This window comes from Polaromonas sp. JS666, assembly GCF_000013865.1.
Classification (GTDB): domain Bacteria; phylum Pseudomonadota; class Gammaproteobacteria; order Burkholderiales; family Burkholderiaceae_C; genus Polaromonas.
Window position 1 is genome coordinate 73,338 of sequence record NC_007948.1, and the last position, 17,067, is coordinate 90,404.

18 protein-coding genes are annotated in these 17,067 nt (G+C 65.2%); 15 read left to right on the forward strand and 3 right to left on the reverse strand.

Annotated features, from left to right (window positions below; translation table 11 throughout):
* Positions 1–69: 69 nt before the first annotated feature.
* Positions 70–960: a LysR family transcriptional regulator gene (locus tag BPRO_RS00350; protein ID WP_011481047.1), complete on the reverse strand. Its 891-nt coding sequence runs from the start codon at positions 958–960 to the stop codon at positions 70–72.
* A gap of 95 nt (positions 961–1,055) precedes the next feature.
* Between BPRO_RS00350 and BPRO_RS00355 the strand changes: the two genes are divergently transcribed.
* On the forward strand, positions 1,056–1,271 hold the full coding sequence (locus BPRO_RS00355) for a DUF1127 domain-containing protein (RefSeq protein ID WP_041388133.1): 216 nt from the start codon (positions 1,056–1,058) through the stop codon (positions 1,269–1,271).
* Positions 1,272–1,286: 15 nt separating this feature from the next.
* Here BPRO_RS00355 and BPRO_RS00360 read toward each other — a convergent pair whose 3' ends face one another.
* A complete protein-coding gene (locus tag BPRO_RS00360; protein WP_011481048.1) occupies positions 1,287–1,544 on the reverse strand; it encodes a YkgJ family cysteine cluster protein in 258 nt (85 codons plus the stop codon).
* Positions 1,545–1,646: 102 nt separating this feature from the next.
* A complete protein-coding gene (locus BPRO_RS00365; RefSeq protein ID WP_011481049.1) occupies positions 1,647–2,225 on the reverse strand; it encodes an NADPH-dependent FMN reductase in 579 nt (192 codons plus the stop codon).
* A gap of 396 nt (positions 2,226–2,621) precedes the next feature.
* Between BPRO_RS00365 and mnmG the strand changes: the two genes are divergently transcribed.
* The 14 genes from mnmG to BPRO_RS00435 all read left to right on the forward strand — a co-directional run bounded on the left by mnmG (position 2,622) and on the right by BPRO_RS00435 (position 17,006).
* Positions 2,622–4,643, forward strand: a complete 2,022-nt coding sequence (mnmG, locus tag BPRO_RS00370; protein WP_011481050.1) for a tRNA uridine-5-carboxymethylaminomethyl(34) synthesis enzyme MnmG — start codon at positions 2,622–2,624, stop codon at positions 4,641–4,643.
* Positions 4,643–5,323: a 16S rRNA (guanine(527)-N(7))-methyltransferase RsmG gene (gene rsmG / locus BPRO_RS00375; RefSeq protein ID WP_011481051.1), complete on the forward strand. Its 681-nt coding sequence runs from the start codon at positions 4,643–4,645 to the stop codon at positions 5,321–5,323. Before mnmG ends, rsmG begins: the two co-directional genes overlap by 1 nt.
* Before the next feature lie 113 nt (positions 5,324–5,436).
* Positions 5,437–6,063 (forward strand): LysE family translocator, encoded by a 627-nt coding sequence (locus BPRO_RS00380; RefSeq protein ID WP_011481052.1) that lies wholly within the window; start codon positions 5,437–5,439, stop codon positions 6,061–6,063.
* Positions 6,064–6,178: 115 nt separating this feature from the next.
* Positions 6,179–6,949 carry a ParA family protein gene (locus tag BPRO_RS00385; protein ID WP_011481053.1) on the forward strand — a complete coding sequence of 257 codons (771 nt, stop codon included), beginning with the start codon at positions 6,179–6,181 and terminating at the stop codon, positions 6,947–6,949.
* 95 nt (positions 6,950–7,044) lie between these two features.
* The gene (locus BPRO_RS00390; protein WP_011481054.1) at positions 7,045–7,584 is read left to right on the forward strand and encodes an RBBP9/YdeN family alpha/beta hydrolase; all 540 of its coding nucleotides are present in this window, start codon (positions 7,045–7,047) and stop codon (positions 7,582–7,584) included.
* A gap of 81 nt (positions 7,585–7,665) precedes the next feature.
* A complete protein-coding gene (locus tag BPRO_RS00395) occupies positions 7,666–8,601 on the forward strand; it encodes a ParB/RepB/Spo0J family partition protein (RefSeq protein ID WP_011481055.1) in 936 nt (311 codons plus the stop codon).
* 212 nt (positions 8,602–8,813) lie between these two features.
* Positions 8,814–9,479 carry a glutathione S-transferase family protein gene (locus tag BPRO_RS00400; protein ID WP_011481056.1) on the forward strand — a complete coding sequence of 222 codons (666 nt, stop codon included), beginning with the start codon at positions 8,814–8,816 and terminating at the stop codon, positions 9,477–9,479.
* Between the two features lie 475 nt (positions 9,480–9,954).
* A complete protein-coding gene (locus BPRO_RS00405) occupies positions 9,955–10,914 on the forward strand; it encodes a pseudouridine-5'-phosphate glycosidase (RefSeq protein ID WP_011481057.1) in 960 nt (319 codons plus the stop codon).
* Between the two features lie 224 nt (positions 10,915–11,138).
* Complete coding sequence (locus BPRO_RS00410) at positions 11,139–12,359, forward strand: hypothetical protein (RefSeq protein WP_041389070.1); 1,221 nt, start codon at positions 11,139–11,141, stop codon at positions 12,357–12,359.
* A 64-nt stretch (positions 12,360–12,423) separates the two neighbouring features.
* Positions 12,424–13,092, forward strand: coding sequence for a Vgb family protein (locus tag BPRO_RS00415; protein ID WP_011481059.1), 669 nt, complete (start codon positions 12,424–12,426; stop codon positions 13,090–13,092).
* 138 nt (positions 13,093–13,230) lie between these two features.
* Positions 13,231–14,028, forward strand: coding sequence for a DUF899 domain-containing protein (locus tag BPRO_RS00420; RefSeq protein WP_011481060.1), 798 nt, complete (start codon positions 13,231–13,233; stop codon positions 14,026–14,028).
* A gap of 25 nt (positions 14,029–14,053) precedes the next feature.
* Positions 14,054–14,641 carry a hypothetical protein gene (locus tag BPRO_RS00425; protein ID WP_011481061.1) on the forward strand — a complete coding sequence of 196 codons (588 nt, stop codon included), beginning with the start codon at positions 14,054–14,056 and terminating at the stop codon, positions 14,639–14,641.
* A 314-nt stretch (positions 14,642–14,955) separates the two neighbouring features.
* On the forward strand, positions 14,956–15,297 hold the full coding sequence (locus tag BPRO_RS00430; protein ID WP_011481062.1) for a zinc ribbon domain-containing protein YjdM: 342 nt from the start codon (positions 14,956–14,958) through the stop codon (positions 15,295–15,297).
* 272 nt (positions 15,298–15,569) lie between these two features.
* The gene (locus BPRO_RS00435) at positions 15,570–17,006 is read left to right on the forward strand and encodes an NAD-dependent succinate-semialdehyde dehydrogenase (RefSeq protein ID WP_041388136.1); all 1,437 of its coding nucleotides are present in this window, start codon (positions 15,570–15,572) and stop codon (positions 17,004–17,006) included.
* The last annotated feature ends 61 nt before the right edge of the window (positions 17,007–17,067 follow it).

Below are 17,067 nucleotides of genomic sequence, written 5' to 3' on the forward strand. Positions count from 1 at the left end.
TCATCAGCGTGCCTGCTTTCCGCGTGTCGGCCACGCCGTGGTTTGGCGTGCTGCCGCCCGGGTCGGGCTTCAAGTTTGCCGGAACTGCGCCAGCGTCTGCAGCAGGTTGCGCGTGGCCCCGTCAAGGGCTGCCAGCGGCCTGTGCACCACGGCGGTGTGGCGGGTCAATGCGGGCTTGAGCGGCAGCACCTGCACGCCGTTGGGAGTGGCGGCAGCGCCCGCCTGCTCCAGCGGCAGCAGGGCCGCACCATAGCCGGCCACCACCAGGCTCTTCATGGCCTCGGTGTAATTGAGCTCTATGCGCGCCCGGGGCGTGTGGCCGGCCTTGGCAAACCACTCCATGGTCAGGCGGTACATGTGCGTGGTCGAGTCGTTGAATATCAGGGGCTTGTCCATCAGCCAGGGCGGCGTGATGCGCTTGGGCGCCGGCCAGCCGGTGGGGATGAACGCCATCATGGGGTCGCTGCGCCAGTGGCTCATCACCAGCTCGCGCCGCGCCGGCTGGGGCGTAGCCACTAATCCGACATCCAGCGTGCCCTGGCCCAGGCGTTCCATGGTTTCAGCGGAGCCGAGGATGCTGACCTCCACATCGATCTCGGGATGCGCGCGCGCCATGAGCTCCAGCACCCGGGGCAGCAAATGCACCACGATGCCGGTGGAGGTGCCCAGCCGCACGCGGCCTAGCCGCCCCTCTACATGGCGCTTGACGGCATCGGTCGCGTCATCGGCGTCGCGCAGCAGGCGCCGCGCCCGCTCGACCAGCACGGCACCGGCCGCCGTGGGTACCACGCTGCGGCCCCCGCGCACCACCAGCTGTGCGCCCAGCCGGGCTTCCAGCTCGCTGATGTGCAGGCTGACCGTGGGCTGCGCCAGATGCAGCGCCCGTGCCGCGGCGGAGAAGGTGCCCAGGTCGGCGATGGAAACGAGGGTGCGCAGCTGGTCCAGATTGAGTTCACGCATCATTAATCCTGATAGGTTGCATCAGAAAATTCAACTTCCACAATAGCACGACAGGCCGCACCATTGGGCACTTCTCGATCACAGGAGTTGCCACCATGTTGTTAAAGCCGGGTTTTGTTTGGTTGAACCAGGCGCTGACCCGCCTGCGCCGTCACGCGCGTTTCTGGCGTCAGCGCGATGACCGCAGGCAGGTGGCCGAGCTGCAGGGCATGAGCGCGCGGGAACTCAATGATTTGGGGATAGGGCGGGGGGAGATACCGTATCTGCTGCTGAGCCGGGGGCCGGACCGCGAGGAGGGGAAGAGAGGATGAGGGGGAGATGCAGGCTTACTGCGGAGCGGTCAGGGTTTCCAGTCGCGCAAGGTACAGCAGGGCTTGCGTGCGGTTGCTGCCGCACATCTCTGCCGAGGGCGCCAGCTGCCCGCAGACTGCCGGCCGCCCGGGCTGGCCGAAGATGCGGCAGGCATTGGCGTCGTCGAGCTGCACGCAGCGCACGCCGGCCGGCTTGCCTTCGGGCATGCCGGGAATGGGCGAGCTGATGGACGGCGCAATGCAGCAGGCACCGCAGCCGGATCGGCAGTTCATGGGGCTGGAAGGAGAAGGGTGAGTGGACAAATAAGCTTGCCGGTTTTGGCGTCAGTACGGTGTCAGTACGGTTCCGGTGTGGGTCGGCCCCGCGCCTGGGGCTTATCGCGCCAGGCGGCTGCCGGCGAACAGCACCTGGTCTATGACGGCCTGCACGTTCTTGCGATGGGCTTCGCCGGGCAGCTGGCCGTCGGCATCGAAGGCCTCGCCGGCACGGCTCAGGGCGAAGGCCTTGGGCGCTACCCAGCAGTGCAGGTTGAGCAGCAGCGGCACCAGGTGGCTTTGCGAGCGCAGGCCGCCCAAGGCGCCGGGGGAGGCGCTGAGCACGCCCACCACCTTGCCGGTGAAGGGCTTGTTGCCGTCTGTCCAGGCGGGGTCCGACGGGACCGGCCTGGAGGCCCAGTCGATGGTGTTTTTCAGCAGCGCGGTGTAGCTGCCGTTGTATTCCGGCGAGCAGATGATCCAGGCCGGGTGCTCGTACATGATCTGCTTGAGCTTCATCACATCCGGCGGCGTGCCCTTGGCTTCCAGGTCGGCGTTGTACATCGGGACATCGAGGTCGGCCAGTTCGAGGTGGGTGACTTCGGCGCCGCTGGCCCGTGCCATGGCGGCGGTTGCATGGGCGAGCTTGCGGTTGAAGGAGTTCTGGCGGGTGCTGCCGGCGAAGATGAGAAGTTTCATGCCCGCTATTGTGGCGGTTTGCGGCGGGATGCCGCTGCGCGGGGGCGATTTACGGTCCGGACCAGTCTGGGCCTTGTGGGCTTTTTGAGCCCGCAGCCCAAGAGATTCGCGCAGTAGTTGCTATCAAAATAATAGCGTATTGCCACGCCTCGGCGGCGGACCTGCCGAACCGGCTCAATGCCATTACACAGCACAAAATGAGGCCTGCCTGATAAAATTCGCCATTCGCCCCTGTGGGGCGGGGACAGGCTTGGGCGCGATCGGCGCGCGGTCTGGCGTGCCGCTGTCTGTGCCAGCCGCGGCAGGGCGTGGCCGGTCTGGTCATCGCCCAGGCTCGGGGCAGCTCCATGGCGTACAGGCATCTGGCCTGATGGCCACTTTATTGAAGGAGGCGTAATGCAATCGCCTTATATCTATCCGCAAGAATTTGATGTGATCGTGGTCGGTGGCGGCCATGCCGGCACGGAAGCCGCGCTGGCTTCCGCCCGCATGGGCTGCAAGACCTTGCTGCTCTCGCACAACATCGAGACACTCGGCCAGATGAGCTGCAACCCCTCGATTGGCGGCATTGGCAAGGGTCACCTGGTCAAGGAAGTCGACGCCATGGGCGGGGCGATGGCGCTGGCCACGGACGAAGGCGGCATCCAGTTCCGTATTCTGAATAGTTCCAAGGGCCCGGCCGTGCGCGCCACCCGGGCGCAGGCCGACCGGATTCTGTACAAGGCGGCGATTCGGCGCCGGCTGGAAAACCAGCCCAACCTCTGGCTGTTCCAGCAGGCGGTCGATGACCTGATGGTGGAGGGCGACCGGGTGGTGGGCGCCGTCACGCAGGTCGGCATCCGTTTTCGGTCCCGCACCGTGGTGCTGACGGCCGGCACATTTCTGGACGGCAAGATCCATGTCGGGCTCAACAATTACGCGGCGGGCCGGGCGGGCGATCCGCCGGCCGTGTCGCTGTCCAGCCGGCTGAAAGAGCTCAAGCTGCCGCAAGGCCGGCTGAAGACCGGCACGCCGCCGCGCATCGACGGCCGTACGATTGATTTCAGCAAATGCATCGAGCAGCCGGGCGACGGCATGCCGGGCGGAACCGCCGGGCCGGTGCCGGTGTTCAGCTTCATGGGCGGTGCTATTCCCCATCCGCAGCAGATGCCGTGCTGGATCACCCATACCAATGAGCGTACCCATGAGATCATCCGCTCCGGTTTTGATCGCAGTCCGATGTTCACCGGGAAGATCGATGGCGTGGGGCCGCGTTACTGCCCCAGCGTGGAAGACAAGATCAACCGCTTTGCCGACAAGGAAAGCCACCAGATTTTCCTGGAACCCGAAGGCCTGACCACGCACGAGATCTACCCCAACGGCATCTCGACCAGCCTGCCGTTTGACATCCAGTACGAGCTGGTGCGCTCGATGGCGGGTATGGAGAACGCCCACATCCTGCGGCCGGGCTATGCGATCGAATACGACTACTTTGATCCGCGGGCACTGAAGACCACCTTTGAAACCCGCGCGATTGGCGGGCTGTTCTTTGCCGGCCAGATCAACGGCACCACCGGCTATGAAGAAGCGGCGGCCCAGGGCATGTTTGCCGGCATTAACGCCGCGCTGCAGTGCAGGGCACTCGGTGGCTTGCCCAACGATCATGGAGGCGCGTGGTTGCCCCGGCGCGACGAAGCCTACCTCGGCGTGCTGGTCGATGACCTGATCACCAAGGGTGTGACCGAGCCTTACCGCATGTTTACCAGCCGGGCCGAGTATCGCCTGATGCTGCGCGAAGACAATGCCGACATGCGCCTGACCGAAAAAGGCCGCGAGCTGGGCCTGGTGGACGACGCCCGCTGGGACGCCTTCAGCCGCAAGCGCGATGCTGTTTCACGTGAAACAGAGCGGCTTCGCTCCCTCTGGGTCAATCCCCACAATCTGCCTTTGGCCGAAGCCGAGCGGGTGCTGGGCAAATCGATCGAGCGGGAGTACAACCTGCTGGACTTGCTGCGCCGCCCCGATGTGAACTACGCCGGCCTGATGTCGCTGGAGGAGGGCAAGTACGCCAACCCCGAACTGGCAGCGGAAGCGGCCGCGAGCGACGATTTGGCCAAAAGCGTGATCGAGCAAATCGAGATCACGGCCAAGTATGCGGGGTACATCGATCTGCAAAAAACAGAGGTCGAGCGTGCCGCGCACTATGAAAACCTCAAGCTGCCCACGGATCTCGATTACCTGCAGGTGTCGGCCCTGAGTTTTGAAGCGCGCCAAACCCTGGCCAGGCACCGGCCCGAAACGCTGGGCATGGCCTCGCGGATTTCCGGCATCACACCGGCGACAGTCTCGCTGCTGCTGGTGCATCTGAAGAAAAACCTGTGGAAAAACACGGTGCCCCTGAAGACAACGGACACCTCCACCGAAAAAGCCCAAGCCTGATGCGTGGCGGTGAGCAGGATTTGCGCGCCGGCCTGAAGGCGCTGCAACTGGAATTGACCGATAGCCAGGTCGGCCAGTTGCTGGACTACCAGGACCTGATCGGCAAATGGACCAAGGTGTACAACCTTACGGCGGTGCGCGACCCGGTGGAAATGATGACCCACCATCTGCTGGACAGCCTGGCGGCGGTGCCGCCGCTGCGGCGCCATTTGCGCAAAACCGGGCAGGAGCAGGGCGCCTGCCTGCTGGACGTGGGCTCGGGCGCCGGCCTTCCGGGCGTGGTGATCGCCATTTGTTGCCCGGAGGTCGCGGTGACCTGCGTGGACACGGTGGCCAAGAAGGCGGCTTTCATCAAGCAGGCTGCGCTGGCGTTGAAGCTGCCCAATCTCTCGGGTTTGCATGCGCGCGTGGAAACGATCACCACACTGTTTGATGTGATCTGTTCCCGCGCCTTTGCCTCGTTGGCCGATTTCACCCAATGGTCTGGCGATGCACTGGCGTCCCATGGCGTGTGGATGGCCATGAAGGGGAAGCAACCAGCGGAAGAATTGGCCTCCTTACCACCGACCGTGGAAGTGTTTCACGTGGAACAGTTGCAGGTGCCGGGGCTGGATGCCGAGCGCTGTATTGTCTGGATGCGGTGCAAGTCAGCTGCGGCAGGACTGGACCAGCAGGGCTAAAAAGAGGGATTTTCTTCGCCGTGTCGTTGTGCGCGGCACGAAAGACAGGTTCATTCGCGTTGGCGTCGTGACCCCTGTCGTAAACTCAAGCCCTCTACTTCCGGAGAAATTCCATGCTGGGCTCATTCGTCGGTGTTGCCGATTACGGCGCTTTTGTTGTCGCGATCATTGTGTTTCTGTTGATTCCCGGGCCCGGCAACCTGGCGCTGATCACCTCGACCGGCAAGGGCGGAATTCCGGGTGGACTGGGAGCCACCTTGGGCGTGATTGCCGGCGACCAGGTCTTGCTCTGGGCGGCCGTGGCTGGGGTGGCCGCCGTGATGGCTGCCTACCCGACGGCTTTTCATGCCGTGCAGTGGATGGGTGCCATTTACCTGACCTGGCTGGGCATCAAGATGCTGATCGCCAAGCCCGGCGATGCACCCCTCCTGCAAATCAAGCCGCGTCATTATTTCCGCCAGGCCGTGCTGATCACCTTGCTCAACCCCAAGGCGATCGTTTTCTACATGGCCTTCTTCCCGCTGTTTGTCGATCCGGCACAGCACCAGGGCCTGAAGACTTTTGGCGTGATGGCGGCGACGATTGCCGTCCTGACCTTCCTGTATGGCCTGACCTCGGTCATGCTGACCTATCACCTCGCGGAACGCATTCGCGCCAACCCGCAGATCTCTGCCGTCCTGAACAAGCTGGCAGGCGTTTTCCTGATCGGCTTTGGCCTGAAGCTGGCGGTTTCCAAATGAACAATAAAAATCCCACGAACGACAAAATGCAATTTTTCGACGGGCCGCCCCTAGAAAAATTAGCCCCCTCGGGGGGCAGCGCCTTACACGCAGTGAAAAGCGTGGGGGCCTGCTGATGGCCAAAATATTTTGCGTTGCCAACCAAAAGGGCGGGGTGGGCAAGACCACCACCACGGTGAATCTGGCGGCGGGCTTGGCCAAGGTTGGCCAGCGCGTGCTGATGATTGACCTGGATCCCCAGGGCAATGCCACCATGGGTTCGGGCGTGGACAAGCGCAAGCTCGAACTCACCGTCTACGATGTGCTGCTGGAGTCGGCGTCTGTGATGGAAGCGCGCGTGCACAGCGAGAAATGCGGCTACGACGTGCTGGGCGCCAACCGCGAGCTGGCCGGTGCCGAGGTCGAACTGGTGGAGGTGGAGCGCCGCGAACGGCGGCTCAAGCTGGCCCTGAACGCCGTGGACAAAGACTACGACTTCGTGCTGATCGACTGCCCGCCGTCGCTGAGCATGCTCACCCTCAACGGCCTGTGTTGCGCGCATGGCGTGATCGTGCCGATGCAGTGCGAGTACTTTGCGCTCGAAGGCCTGACCGACCTGGTCAACACCATCAAGCAGGTGCATGCCAACCTCAACAAGGACTTGCAGATTATCGGCCTGCTGCGCGTGATGTTCGATCCGCGCATCACGCTGCAGCAGCAGGTCAGCGAGCAGCTCAAGGAACACTTTGCCGAGAAGGTGTTCAACACCGTGATCCCGCGCAATGTACGCCTGGCCGAAGCGCCCAGCTACGGCCTGCCCGGTGTGGTGTTCGACCCGTCTTCCCGAGGCGCGCAGGCCTTCGTCACGTTTGCCGAGGAAATGGTGGCGCGCATCAAGGGCATGTGAGATGGCCTCTTGATAAAAGCACCCGTATCCGCCATGCATATTGCATTTACAGCATCTATAGCTATCAAAAACATAGCAAATGAGTCATTGAGCGCATGAACCCCCGCAATGTCCTGATCCTTCCCGGCTGGCAGAACAGTGGCCCCGAGCACTGGCAGAGCCGCTGGGAGCGGGCGCATGGCTTCACGCGCGTGGAGCAGCATGACTGGGAGCGTCCGCTGCGTGGCGACTGGATCGCGCGGCTGGAAGACGTGCTGCTGTCGTGTGACGAACCCGCCGTGCTGGTGGCGCACAGCCTGGGCTGCATCCATGTGGCGGCATGGGCCGCGCACTCCCGCAACACGCACCGCGTGAAAGCCGCGCTATTGGTGGCGCCGCCCGATGTCGAGCAGGACGGCGTGCGCGAGATGCTGCCGAGCTGGTCGCCGATTCCGCTGCAGACACTGCCTTTTAAAACCATGCTGTTTGCCAGCAGCGACGATCCGTTTTGCGCCCCGGAGCGCGCCCGCCGGTTTGCGGCCGCGTGGGGTGCCGAGCTGATGGATGCCGGCGCGCGCGGCCACCTCAATGCCGAGAGCGGCCTGGCTGACTGGCCGCAAGCCTATGCCGAATTGCAGCACCTGACGCGCTTGTGATGCCCGTGGGTTTCACGACGTAAGGCCAGGCGATTCCCTTCCGATTTGTATTCAAGCGTATTCAAGAAAGAAACGACAGACATGGTCACCAAAAAACCAAAAGGCCTGGGCCGCGGACTCGAAGCCCTGCTGGGCCCCAAGGTCAGCGAATCAGGGGACGTGGACAATGCCAACAGCAGCGCCACCAGTCCCGGCCTGCCGGCAACGCTGCGCCTGGCCGACATGGTGCCCGGCCAGTACCAGCCGCGCACCCGCATGGACGAGGGCGCGCTGTACGAACTGGCCGAGTCCATCAAGGCACAGGGCATCATGCAGCCCATCCTGGTGCGGCGGCTGAACAGCGGTGCGCACGACGGCAAGTACGAAATCATCGCCGGCGAGCGGCGCTTCCGAGCCGCCAAAATCGCCGGGCTGGACAGCGTGCCGGTGCTGGTGCGCGACGTGCCCGACGAGTCCGCCGCAGCCATGGCGCTGATTGAAAACATCCAGCGCGAAGACCTCAATCCGCTGGAAGAGGCCCAAGGCCTGCAACGCCTGGTGAAGGAGTTTGGGCTCACTCACGAACTGGCGGCGCAGGCCGTGGGGCGCTCGCGCAGCGCCGCCTCCAACCTGCTGCGCCTGCTCAATCTGGCCGACCCGGTGCAGACCATGCTGATGGCCGGCGACCTGGACATGGGCCACGCCCGAGCCTTGCTGGCGCTGGACCGCGCCACGCAAATCACCGCGGCCAACCAGATCTCGGCCAAGAAGATGTCGGTGCGCGAGACGGAAAACCTGGTCAAGAAACTCAGCGCCGAGTTCTCCCTGAGGCCGCAAAAAGCCGCCAAGGAAAAATCCCGCGACACCCGCCGCGTCGAAGAAGAGCTGGCCGACCTGCTGATGGCCGAGGTCGAAGTCCGCGTCAAAAAGCAGGTCAAGCGCAATGGCCGGCACGAAGAGATGGGCGAGGTGGCGATCCAGTTCGCTTCGATGGATGAGCTGAACGGGCTGATCGAGCGGCTGCGCGGCGATAAATAAACCTGGAAACGGCAGTTGGATGCGTCCGAGAGTGGAGGCCGATCTTTTGCTTGAATGGTTTCGTTCGGGACACCGATTTGCCCGATCTTTGAGAACTAGCGAAAAAAACTAGTTCAGGGATGTCGATTCAGGCCCATCCCGAACGTCTAGTAGATGAGCGGTAAATTGCGTATCCGGCACTCAACGAGACATCCAGCAAAGGAGAAATCACCATGACCCTTCCGATGACCCCTACCATTACTGCCTTTGAACGGTCGCCCGATCGCGGCAGGGGACTGGCGCGTGACATGCGCGTTCGCTGGGCGCTTGAAGAAGTGGGCCAACCTTACGAGGTTCGTCTTGTTTCGTTCGGGGCGATGAAGGAACCCGCGCATCGAGCGCTTCATCCTTTCGGGCAGATTCCGACCTATGAAGACGGTGATCTTGCGCTGTTCGAGTCGGGGGCGATCGTGTTCCATATCGCAGAGCGTCATGCGGGCCTGCTGCCTGACGATGCGAATGCCCGGGCGCGCGCGATCACATGGATGTTTGCCGCGCTCAACACGGTGGAGCCGCCGATCCTTGATCGCGGAATCGCCACGCTCCTGGAGCACAACAAACCCTGGTATGGGGAGCGCCTGCCTATCCTCGAGGATCGCGTCCGTGTACGGCTGGGCGAACTTTCCAGTCGGCTCGGGCGTGCCAACTGGCTCGACGATGCGTTCAGCGCCGGTGACCTGCTGATGGTGACGGTGCTGCGCAGGTTGAACGGATCAGGTCTACTGGAGAAATATCCGAACCTCTCTGCCTATGTCGCCCGTGGCGAAGCGCGGCCGGCCTACAAGCGTGCTTTCGACGCTCAATTGGCGGTTTTCACTGGCAAGCCACCGACCGGCTGAAAACAACTGGCGTGTCGTACCTTTACGCGACGTCAGGAAAGAAAAAAGGCGGAATTTGAACTGAGCCAAGTAGAGGCGCGTCTCTGGCAAGCCGGTCCAGGACACGGCCCGAAAATGACTCTTCGGACGACAGCCAATGGCGGGTTTCAGGCACCTGATTTTGGTAACTCTTCGACTGGTATTGGCCGGGCGCGGGTGCTGCAAGCATCGAAATCGGCACCAGATTGCCGACCCGCAACCTGCCGATGTCCGTGTCGGGTATGGAGCGAGCAGCCTGGATAACCCTATGTCGGCAGCCAGTCTCCCGCAGGCATTCGGCGCCACACTTTTGACCGGCAGCTGTTGGCCGACTCCCGAAGTCAAGCGCGCTCGTTGCACCCATCGGCGCCTTCACGGCACCCCGCGCCTGCACAGCAAACCGTGGACCCGCCTTATGCTGCACACTTGGGTGAACCACACCATTGAAAGCATTGCCATGGTTACCAACCTTGCCCACTCCTGGTTGATCCGCAGCGCACCTGTGGTGGCTGCACAGGCCGCCGGCCGCCCGCTCGTGGCGCTGGAATCGACCATCATCGCTCACGGCATGCCCTACCCGGAAAACGTTCGCACCGCGCGCGAAGTGGAGGCCGTGATCCGCGACCTGGGCGCCGAGCCTGCGACCATCGCACTGATCGGCGGGCGCATCCGCATCGGCCTTTCCGATGACGAGCTGGAGCTGCTCGGCCGCTCGGGCCAGGCGCTCAAGGTCAGCCGCCGCGACCTGCCGGCCGTGCTGGCCGGCGGCGGGCTCGGCGCCACCACCGTGGCTGGCACGATGATCTGTGCCGCGCTGGCCGGCATCGAGGTGTTCGTCACCGGCGGCATTGGCGGCGTGCACCGCGGTGCGCAGGAAACCTTTGACATCTCGGCTGACCTGCAGGAACTGGCGAGGACCTCGGTGGCGGTGGTGTGTGCCGGTGCAAAGTCCATCCTGGACATAGCGCTCACGCTGGAATACCTGGAAACGCACGGCGTGCCGGTGCTCAGTTGCGAGCAGGACAACTTCGCCGCGTTCTACACGCGCGACAGTGGCTTTCGCGCGGACTTCAGGCTGGACGACGCGGCGGCGCAGGCACGCTTCATCCGCACCAAGTGGGACCTGGGCCTCGCGGGCGGCGTGGTCCTGAGCACGCCAGTGCCGCAAGCGGCAGCGATGGCGCGCGAGGAGATTGACGCGCTGACCGAGCAGGCGCTCGCCGAGGCCAAGGCACAAGGCGTCACCGGCAAGGCCGTGACACCCTTCCTGCTGGCCCGCATCAAGGCGCTGACGGGTGGCCGCAGCCTGGCGACCAACATCGCGCTCGTGAAACACAACGCCGCGGTGGGGGCCAGGCTGGCGCTGGCGTTGGCACGGGCGGAGCGTGGGGCAGGGCATGGGGCGGGCGCGGCGTAGCCGCCCGAACGTCCGCTCTCCACCAAACGTCGCGTCAGTTTGCCGCCCCGGTCCCGCCGTCGAGCGCTTTGGATGCGACCGCCAGACGCAGACGCTCAAGGTCGCTGTCGCAGGCGAAGCCGGGGCTGCATCTTCAACGCCGAAACCATCCCTGGCCGCGCACGCCAGCGCCCGGAAAGTTGCAAGCGCGGCGCTGCATCGGCAGGGCGGTGTAGCCTATGGTCATGGATTCCCTGATTACCGCCTCCGCGCGTGCGCTTGCCGCCGGCGACGCGCTCGGCGCCCTCAAGCGCGTCGCCCTGCGCGACGACCCGCCGGCGCTGGCCCTGCGCGGCATCGCCATGGCCCAGCTTGGCGAGCACCCGCGCGCCCGCGAACTCCTTCGGCGCGCTGCCCGCGGCTTTGGTGCCCATGAAGAACTGGCGCGTGCGCGCTGCGTGGTGGCAGAGGCCGAGGTGGCGATGGCCATGCGCGACTTCGCCGGCTCGCCACGTGCACTGGCGGCAGCGGCGGCCACACTGCAAGCGCATGCCGACAGTGCCAACGCACTGCAGGCGTGGCTGATCACGGCACGCCGGCTGTTGCTGCTGGGCCGGCTGGATGAAGCGGCGGCCGCGCTGGCCCATCTGGACGCGCGCGGCCTGCCGCCCTCGCTGCGGGCCGTGGCTGAACTGACTGCTGCCGAGCTTGCGCTGCGGTCGCTGCGCGTCGGGGAGGCGCGGATGGCGCTGGCGCGTGCGCACGCGGCGGCCGAACGTGCACAGGTGCCGGCGCTGATGGCCGAAGTCACTGAAGCGCGCGCTGCGCTCGACAGGCCCGCCGCCCGGCGCCTTGCCGCCAGCGGTGAACAGGCGCTGCGCCTCGATGAGGTCTCAGCGCTCCTGGCCTCGGACGCGCTGGTGGTCGATGCCTGCCGCCGCGGGCTGGGCGCCGGCGACCAGTGGCGGCCGCTGGCGCGCCGGCCAGTCCTGTTCTCACTGGCTCGCTCGCTCGCCGAAGCATGGCCTGGCGATGTTAGCCGCGAAGCCTTGATCGAATCCGCCTTTCGCACCAAACGTCCTGACGAGACGCACAGGGCACGCCTGAGGGTGGAGATCGGGCGCCTGCGCGCGCTGGTCAAACCGCTCGCGGCCATTGAGGCGACCGAGCGGGGCTTCATCCTCAAGCCACTGGCCGGGCGCGATGTCGCTGTGCTGGCGCCGCCCATTGACGGCGAGCAAGCGTCGCTGGTGGCGCTGCTCTCCGACGGCGCGGCCTGGTCCACCTCCGCCCTGGCGCTGGCCTTGGGGGCGAGCCAGCGTACCGTGCAGCGGGCGCTGGCCGACCTTGAAGCCGACGGGCGGGTGCGCTCCATCGGGCGGGCGCGGGCGCAGCGCTGGCTGGCGCCGCCGCTGGCGGGATTCACGACGATCTTGTTACTCCCCGCTGCGCTGCCGATTGGATAGAGTTGTCTTTAGACCGTGAACAGGTTCTCAGGCGCCGACGGACGGTGCAACACAAGGAGCAACGATGACCCGCAAGACCCTCAACGACAAACCCGAAGTCAAGGCGCGCCCCGCCGAGATCGTGCGCGAATACGGCTTTCCTGGCGTCAATGACGTCGCCGGCGTCACCCACGACGGCCAGCGCGTCTGGGCCGCGACCGGCGCAAAGCTGATTGCCTTTGACCCCGCCAGCGGCGAACAGACGCGCACGCTGGAGTGTGCTGGTGACGCCGGCACCGCCTTCGACGGCACGCACCTCTACCAGATCGCCGAGACGCGCATCGACAAGATCGACCCGGCCACCGGCAAGGTGGTGGCGACCATCCCGGCGCCCGGCAGCGGAAGCGACTCGGGCCTGACCTGGGCAGAAGGCAGCCTGTGGGTGGGCCAGTACCGCGACCGCAAAATCCACCAGGTCGACCCGAAGACAGGTGCCATCCAGCGCACGATTGAATCCAACCGCTTCGTCACCGGCGTGACCTGGGTGGACGGCGAGCTGTGGCACGGCACCTGGGAAGGCGACGACAGCGAGATCCGCCGCATCGACCCGCAAAGCGGCGCCGTCCTCGAGCGGCTGGAGATGCCGCACGGCGTCGGCGTCAGCGGCCTGGAGTCTGACGGCGCAGACCTCTTTTATTGCGGCGGCGGAAAGAGCGGAAAAGTCCGCGCCGTGCGGCGGCCCAAGGCCGCATAGAACGCAGCGCAAGGCATAGCGCCCTTGCGCTGACAACCCCATTCGGTCATTGGACCGATAACGAGCGCACCCGTTACCAGCACGGGTCGGGCAGCGCATTGACCCACGCAAACGGCTCATCGAGCCAAGGAGAAAACCATGAGTACAGCAACTGCCGAAGCGAACAAAGTGAAGACCGTAAACCACCCCGTCGCGTCCAGGGAGCGATGGCTTGCCGAGCGCAAGACGCTGCTGGCGCAAGAGAAGGAGCTGACGCGCCTACGCGACCAGATCGCCAGCCAGCGCCGCGGGCTCCCCTGGGTTCGCATCGAGAAAAACTACGTCTTCGATGCGCCCGAAGGCCGGCGCGCGCTCGCCGACCTCTTCGAAGGGCGGCGCCAGCTGATGGTGCAGCACTTCATGTTCGGCCCCGGCTGGGAGCAGGGCTGCCCGAGCTGCTCCTTCATGGCCGACCACACCGCCGGCATGCAGATCCACCTGGAGCACCGCGACGTCACATTTGTGGCCGTCTCGCGCGCGACGCTGGCAGAGATCGAGCGTTTTCGCCGGCGCATGGGCTGGCAGTTCAAGTGGGTCTCTTCGAACAGCAGCGACTTCAACTACGACTTCCACGTGAGCTTCAAGCCCGAGGAACGGGTCAACGGCACCGTCAACTACAACTACGGCATGGTGGAATTCCCGGCCGAGGAAGCGCCCGGCATCAGCCTGTTCTACAAGGATGACGCGGGCGAAGTCTTCCACACCTACTCGACCTACGGGCGCGGTGTGGAAGTGATGATGGGCACCTACAACATGCTCGATCTCACGCCCAAGGGCCGAGATGAGCATGACGGGTTTTACAAGATGGACTGGGTGCGCCACCACGACCGCTACGAAACCGCGTCCGCATTTACGCCCGCGCCTGAAGTCGCTTCGTGCTGCAGCGCGAAGGCCTGACCGGCCCGGGACCGGTGCGACCATCATGTCAAGCCTTTGGCCGTGGTTCGTGGTGGCAGGGGTCGGCGCCCTTCATGGGCTGAACCCTGCCACCGGCTGGATGCTGGCCGCCGCCTGGGGCCTGCGCTCGCGTGACCGGGCACAGGCGCTGCGGGCCCTGGTGCCGATCGCGGCCGGGCACGCCGCATCGGTCGCGCTGGTGGCCGGCGCGGTGGTGTTCGGTCTGGCCATGGATCGCTTCGCGCTGCAAGTCCTGGCGGGCGGCCTGCTTGCCGCCTTCGCAGTGGTTCACCTGTCAGGCCGCACACCCAAGGTGGCGCGCGCGCCGGCGGGGCATGCCGGGCTGGCGCTCTGGTCCTTCATGATGTCCACCGCGCACGGCGCCGGCTTGATGCTGGTGCCGGCACTGGTTCCGCTTTGCGCGGGAGACGCATCGGCCCGGGAGATCACCGCATCGGGCTCGCTGACGCTGGCGCTCGCGGCCGTGGGGCTCCACACCGCGGCGATGCTCGCCGTTACCGGCGTGGTCGCCACCGGGGTTTGCCGCGGCTTTGATGCCGGCGCCCGTTTGCTTCGAGACCTCAAGCGGGAGCCGCCTGAAGCGCCGCGTTGAAGGTGATGCGTGGCTGCGGGCAGGCATCCTGCAACCCTTCACAATATCGGTCATTGGCAAGTCAGGCGCGCGTGATGGTGCGCATCATGTCCACGCGCCGTCGCCGGCTTCCGCCACCGGGAAGTCCATTTGTACAAGCCCGGCTGGGTCACTTCGATCATGCTGAAGTGCCTGATGCCTCTCGCGGCCAAGTGCTCCTGTGCGGCGTTAGCGGTCCATCAGGCCAGGCAGGCCATCCTGTCGGGCCGGGTTGCAGCCCCGGCCCATGAGGGATACTCCAGCTTGCCTCAACTACCTGCGATTTGAACGGAATCATGCCCACTATCCCAGCCTGCCCCCAGTGCGCCCTGGAGAACACCTACCCGGACGGCGACAACTATGTTTGTGCCGACTGCGGCCATGAATGGCCCATGCTGGAGACCGCAGACGCTGATGACAGCGCCGACGCCGTGGTCAAGGACGCCAATGGCAACGTGCTGGCCGACGGCGACGCCGTGGTGCTCATCAAGGACCTGAAAGTCAAGGGTTCGTCCATCACCCTCAAAATGGGGACCAAGGTCAAAAGCATTCGCCTGGTCGGCGGCGACCATGAGGTGGACTGCAAAATGGACGCCGGCAGTTTCATGCTGAAAGCCTGCTACCTGAGGAAGGCCTGACCGGGACCCGCCGGGCCAGGCGCTTTCCCACCGGCTCTCCCAGATACAGGACAGACAAGACAGGGCCGGAACACACGGCGCTGATCAAATCAGTCGACGCCTCATGAGCCGACAGGGGATCACCGTGCTACCCGCGTTCTGCATGGCGCGTTGAACGCGAACAAGTGGCGCGTGGTAGGACGATGAGGACGATGAGCACGCTGCGTCGAATTGCCGGACAATGTCCGTCCCCAGATACCTCCCAGATACCTTCTTGCCAGGACCCGAACCTCATGACCTACCCCAACACCCAATTGTTCATCGCCGGCGAATGGCAGGAGGCAGCCGACGGCCGCAGCCTGGCCGTCTTCAATCCGGCCACCGGCAAGGAAATCGGCCGTGTGGCCCATGCGGCCAAAGTCGACCTGGACCGTGCCCTGGCGGCCGCGCAGCAGGGGTTTGAAACCTGGCGCAAGGTTCCGGCGTTCGAGCGCAGCAAGATCATGCGCCGGGCGGCGGGCCTGATGCGCGAACGCGCCGGCGAGATCGCGGCGGTTTTGACGCAGGAGCAGGGCAAGCCCCTGGCCGAGGCCAAGGTCGAGGCCATGGCCGCGGCCGACATCATCGAGTGGTTTGCCGAGGAAGGCTTTCGCGTCTATGGCCGCGTCGTGCCGTCGCGCAACCTGGCCACGCGCCAGCTGGTGCTGAAGGACCCCGTCGGGCCGGTGGCCGCCTTCACCCCCTGGAACTTCCCGATCAACCAGGCGGTGCGCAAGCTGTCGGCCGCGCTGGCCACGGGTTGCTCCATCATCGTCAAGGCGCCGGAGGAAACACCGGCCGGACCAGCCGCGCTGATCCAGGCCTTTGCCGACGCGGGCATTCCGGCCGGCGTGATCGGCCTGGTGTACGGCAACCCGGCCGAAATCTCGGGCTACCTGATCCCGCACCCGGTGATCCGCAAGATCACCTTCACCGGTTCCACCCCGGTGGGCAAGCAGCTCGCTGCCCTGGCGGGCCAGCACATGAAGCGCGTGACGATGGAGCTGGGCGGTCACGCGCCCGTGATCGTGGCCGAAGACGCCGATGTCGAGCTGGCGGTCAAGGCCGCCGGCGGCGCCAAGTTCCGCAACGCCGGGCAGGTGTGCATTTCGCCCACGCGCTTTCTGGTGCATGAAAGCATCCGCAACGACTTTGCGGCGGCACTGGTCAAGCACGCGCAAGGCCTCAAGGTCGGTGACGGCCTGGGCGAAGGCATCCAGATGGGGCCGCTGGCCAACCCGCGCCGGTTGACGGCCATGGCCGAGTTCACACAGGACGCGGTACAGCGCGGCGCCAAGGTGGCCGCGGGTGGCGAGCGCATCGGTGACTTGGGCAATTTCTGGGCGCCCACCGTGCTGACCGACGTGCCGCTGGACGCCAAGGTGTTCAACGACGAGCCCTTCGGCCCCATGGCGGCCATCCGCAGCTTCAATACGCTGGACGAAGCCATCGCCGAAGCCAACCGCTTGCCCTTTGGTCTGGCGGGCTACGCGTTCACGCGCTCACTGAAGAATGCGCACGCGCTGTCGCAGCACGTGGAGGTCGGCATGCTGTGGATCAACCAGCCCGCAGCGCCTTGGCCCGAGATGCCCTTTGGCGGCGTCAAGGATTCCGGCTACGGCTCCGAAGGCGGGCCGGAAGCTTTGGAGGCCTACCTGAACACGCGGGCCGTGTCGATCATGAACGTTTGAGCTCCATCGCGCCCCACACACTGACTTCTCTGGGGCGGCGCGGCTCACCGCCGCCCGGCAC

Bases quoted from the DNA above. Each gene is read 5' to 3' on its own strand.
- BPRO_RS00395 (WP_011481055.1), top strand. From the start codon at position 7,666: ATGGTCACCAAAAAACCAAAAGGCCTGGGCCGCGGACTCGAAGCCCTG.
- BPRO_RS00355 (WP_041388133.1), top strand. From the start codon at position 1,056: ATGTTGTTAAAGCCGGGTTTTGTTTGGTTGAACCAGGCGCTGACCCGC.
- BPRO_RS00385 (WP_011481053.1), top strand. From the start codon at position 6,179: ATGGCCAAAATATTTTGCGTTGCCAACCAAAAGGGCGGGGTGGGCAAG.
- BPRO_RS00360 (WP_011481048.1), bottom strand. From the start codon at position 1,544: ATGAACTGCCGATCCGGCTGCGGTGCCTGCTGCATTGCGCCGTCCATC.
- BPRO_RS00405 (WP_011481057.1), top strand. From the start codon at position 9,955: ATGGTTACCAACCTTGCCCACTCCTGGTTGATCCGCAGCGCACCTGTG.
- BPRO_RS00350 (WP_011481047.1), bottom strand. From the start codon at position 960: ATGCGTGAACTCAATCTGGACCAGCTGCGCACCCTCGTTTCCATCGCC.
- BPRO_RS00410 (WP_041389070.1), top strand. From the start codon at position 11,139: ATGGATTCCCTGATTACCGCCTCCGCGCGTGCGCTTGCCGCCGGCGAC.
- BPRO_RS00390 (WP_011481054.1), top strand. From the start codon at position 7,045: ATGAACCCCCGCAATGTCCTGATCCTTCCCGGCTGGCAGAACAGTGGC.
- BPRO_RS00430 (WP_011481062.1), top strand. From the start codon at position 14,956: ATGCCCACTATCCCAGCCTGCCCCCAGTGCGCCCTGGAGAACACCTAC.
- BPRO_RS00380 (WP_011481052.1), top strand. From the start codon at position 5,437: ATGCTGGGCTCATTCGTCGGTGTTGCCGATTACGGCGCTTTTGTTGTC.
- BPRO_RS00400 (WP_011481056.1), top strand. From the start codon at position 8,814: ATGACCCTTCCGATGACCCCTACCATTACTGCCTTTGAACGGTCGCCC.
- rsmG (WP_011481051.1), top strand. From the start codon at position 4,643: ATGCGTGGCGGTGAGCAGGATTTGCGCGCCGGCCTGAAGGCGCTGCAA.
- BPRO_RS00365 (WP_011481049.1), bottom strand. From the start codon at position 2,225: ATGAAACTTCTCATCTTCGCCGGCAGCACCCGCCAGAACTCCTTCAAC.
- BPRO_RS00415 (WP_011481059.1), top strand. From the start codon at position 12,424: ATGACCCGCAAGACCCTCAACGACAAACCCGAAGTCAAGGCGCGCCCC.
- BPRO_RS00425 (WP_011481061.1), top strand. From the start codon at position 14,054: ATGTCAAGCCTTTGGCCGTGGTTCGTGGTGGCAGGGGTCGGCGCCCTT.
- mnmG (WP_011481050.1), top strand. From the start codon at position 2,622: ATGCAATCGCCTTATATCTATCCGCAAGAATTTGATGTGATCGTGGTC.
- BPRO_RS00420 (WP_011481060.1), top strand. From the start codon at position 13,231: ATGAGTACAGCAACTGCCGAAGCGAACAAAGTGAAGACCGTAAACCAC.
- BPRO_RS00435 (WP_041388136.1), top strand. From the start codon at position 15,570: ATGACCTACCCCAACACCCAATTGTTCATCGCCGGCGAATGGCAGGAG.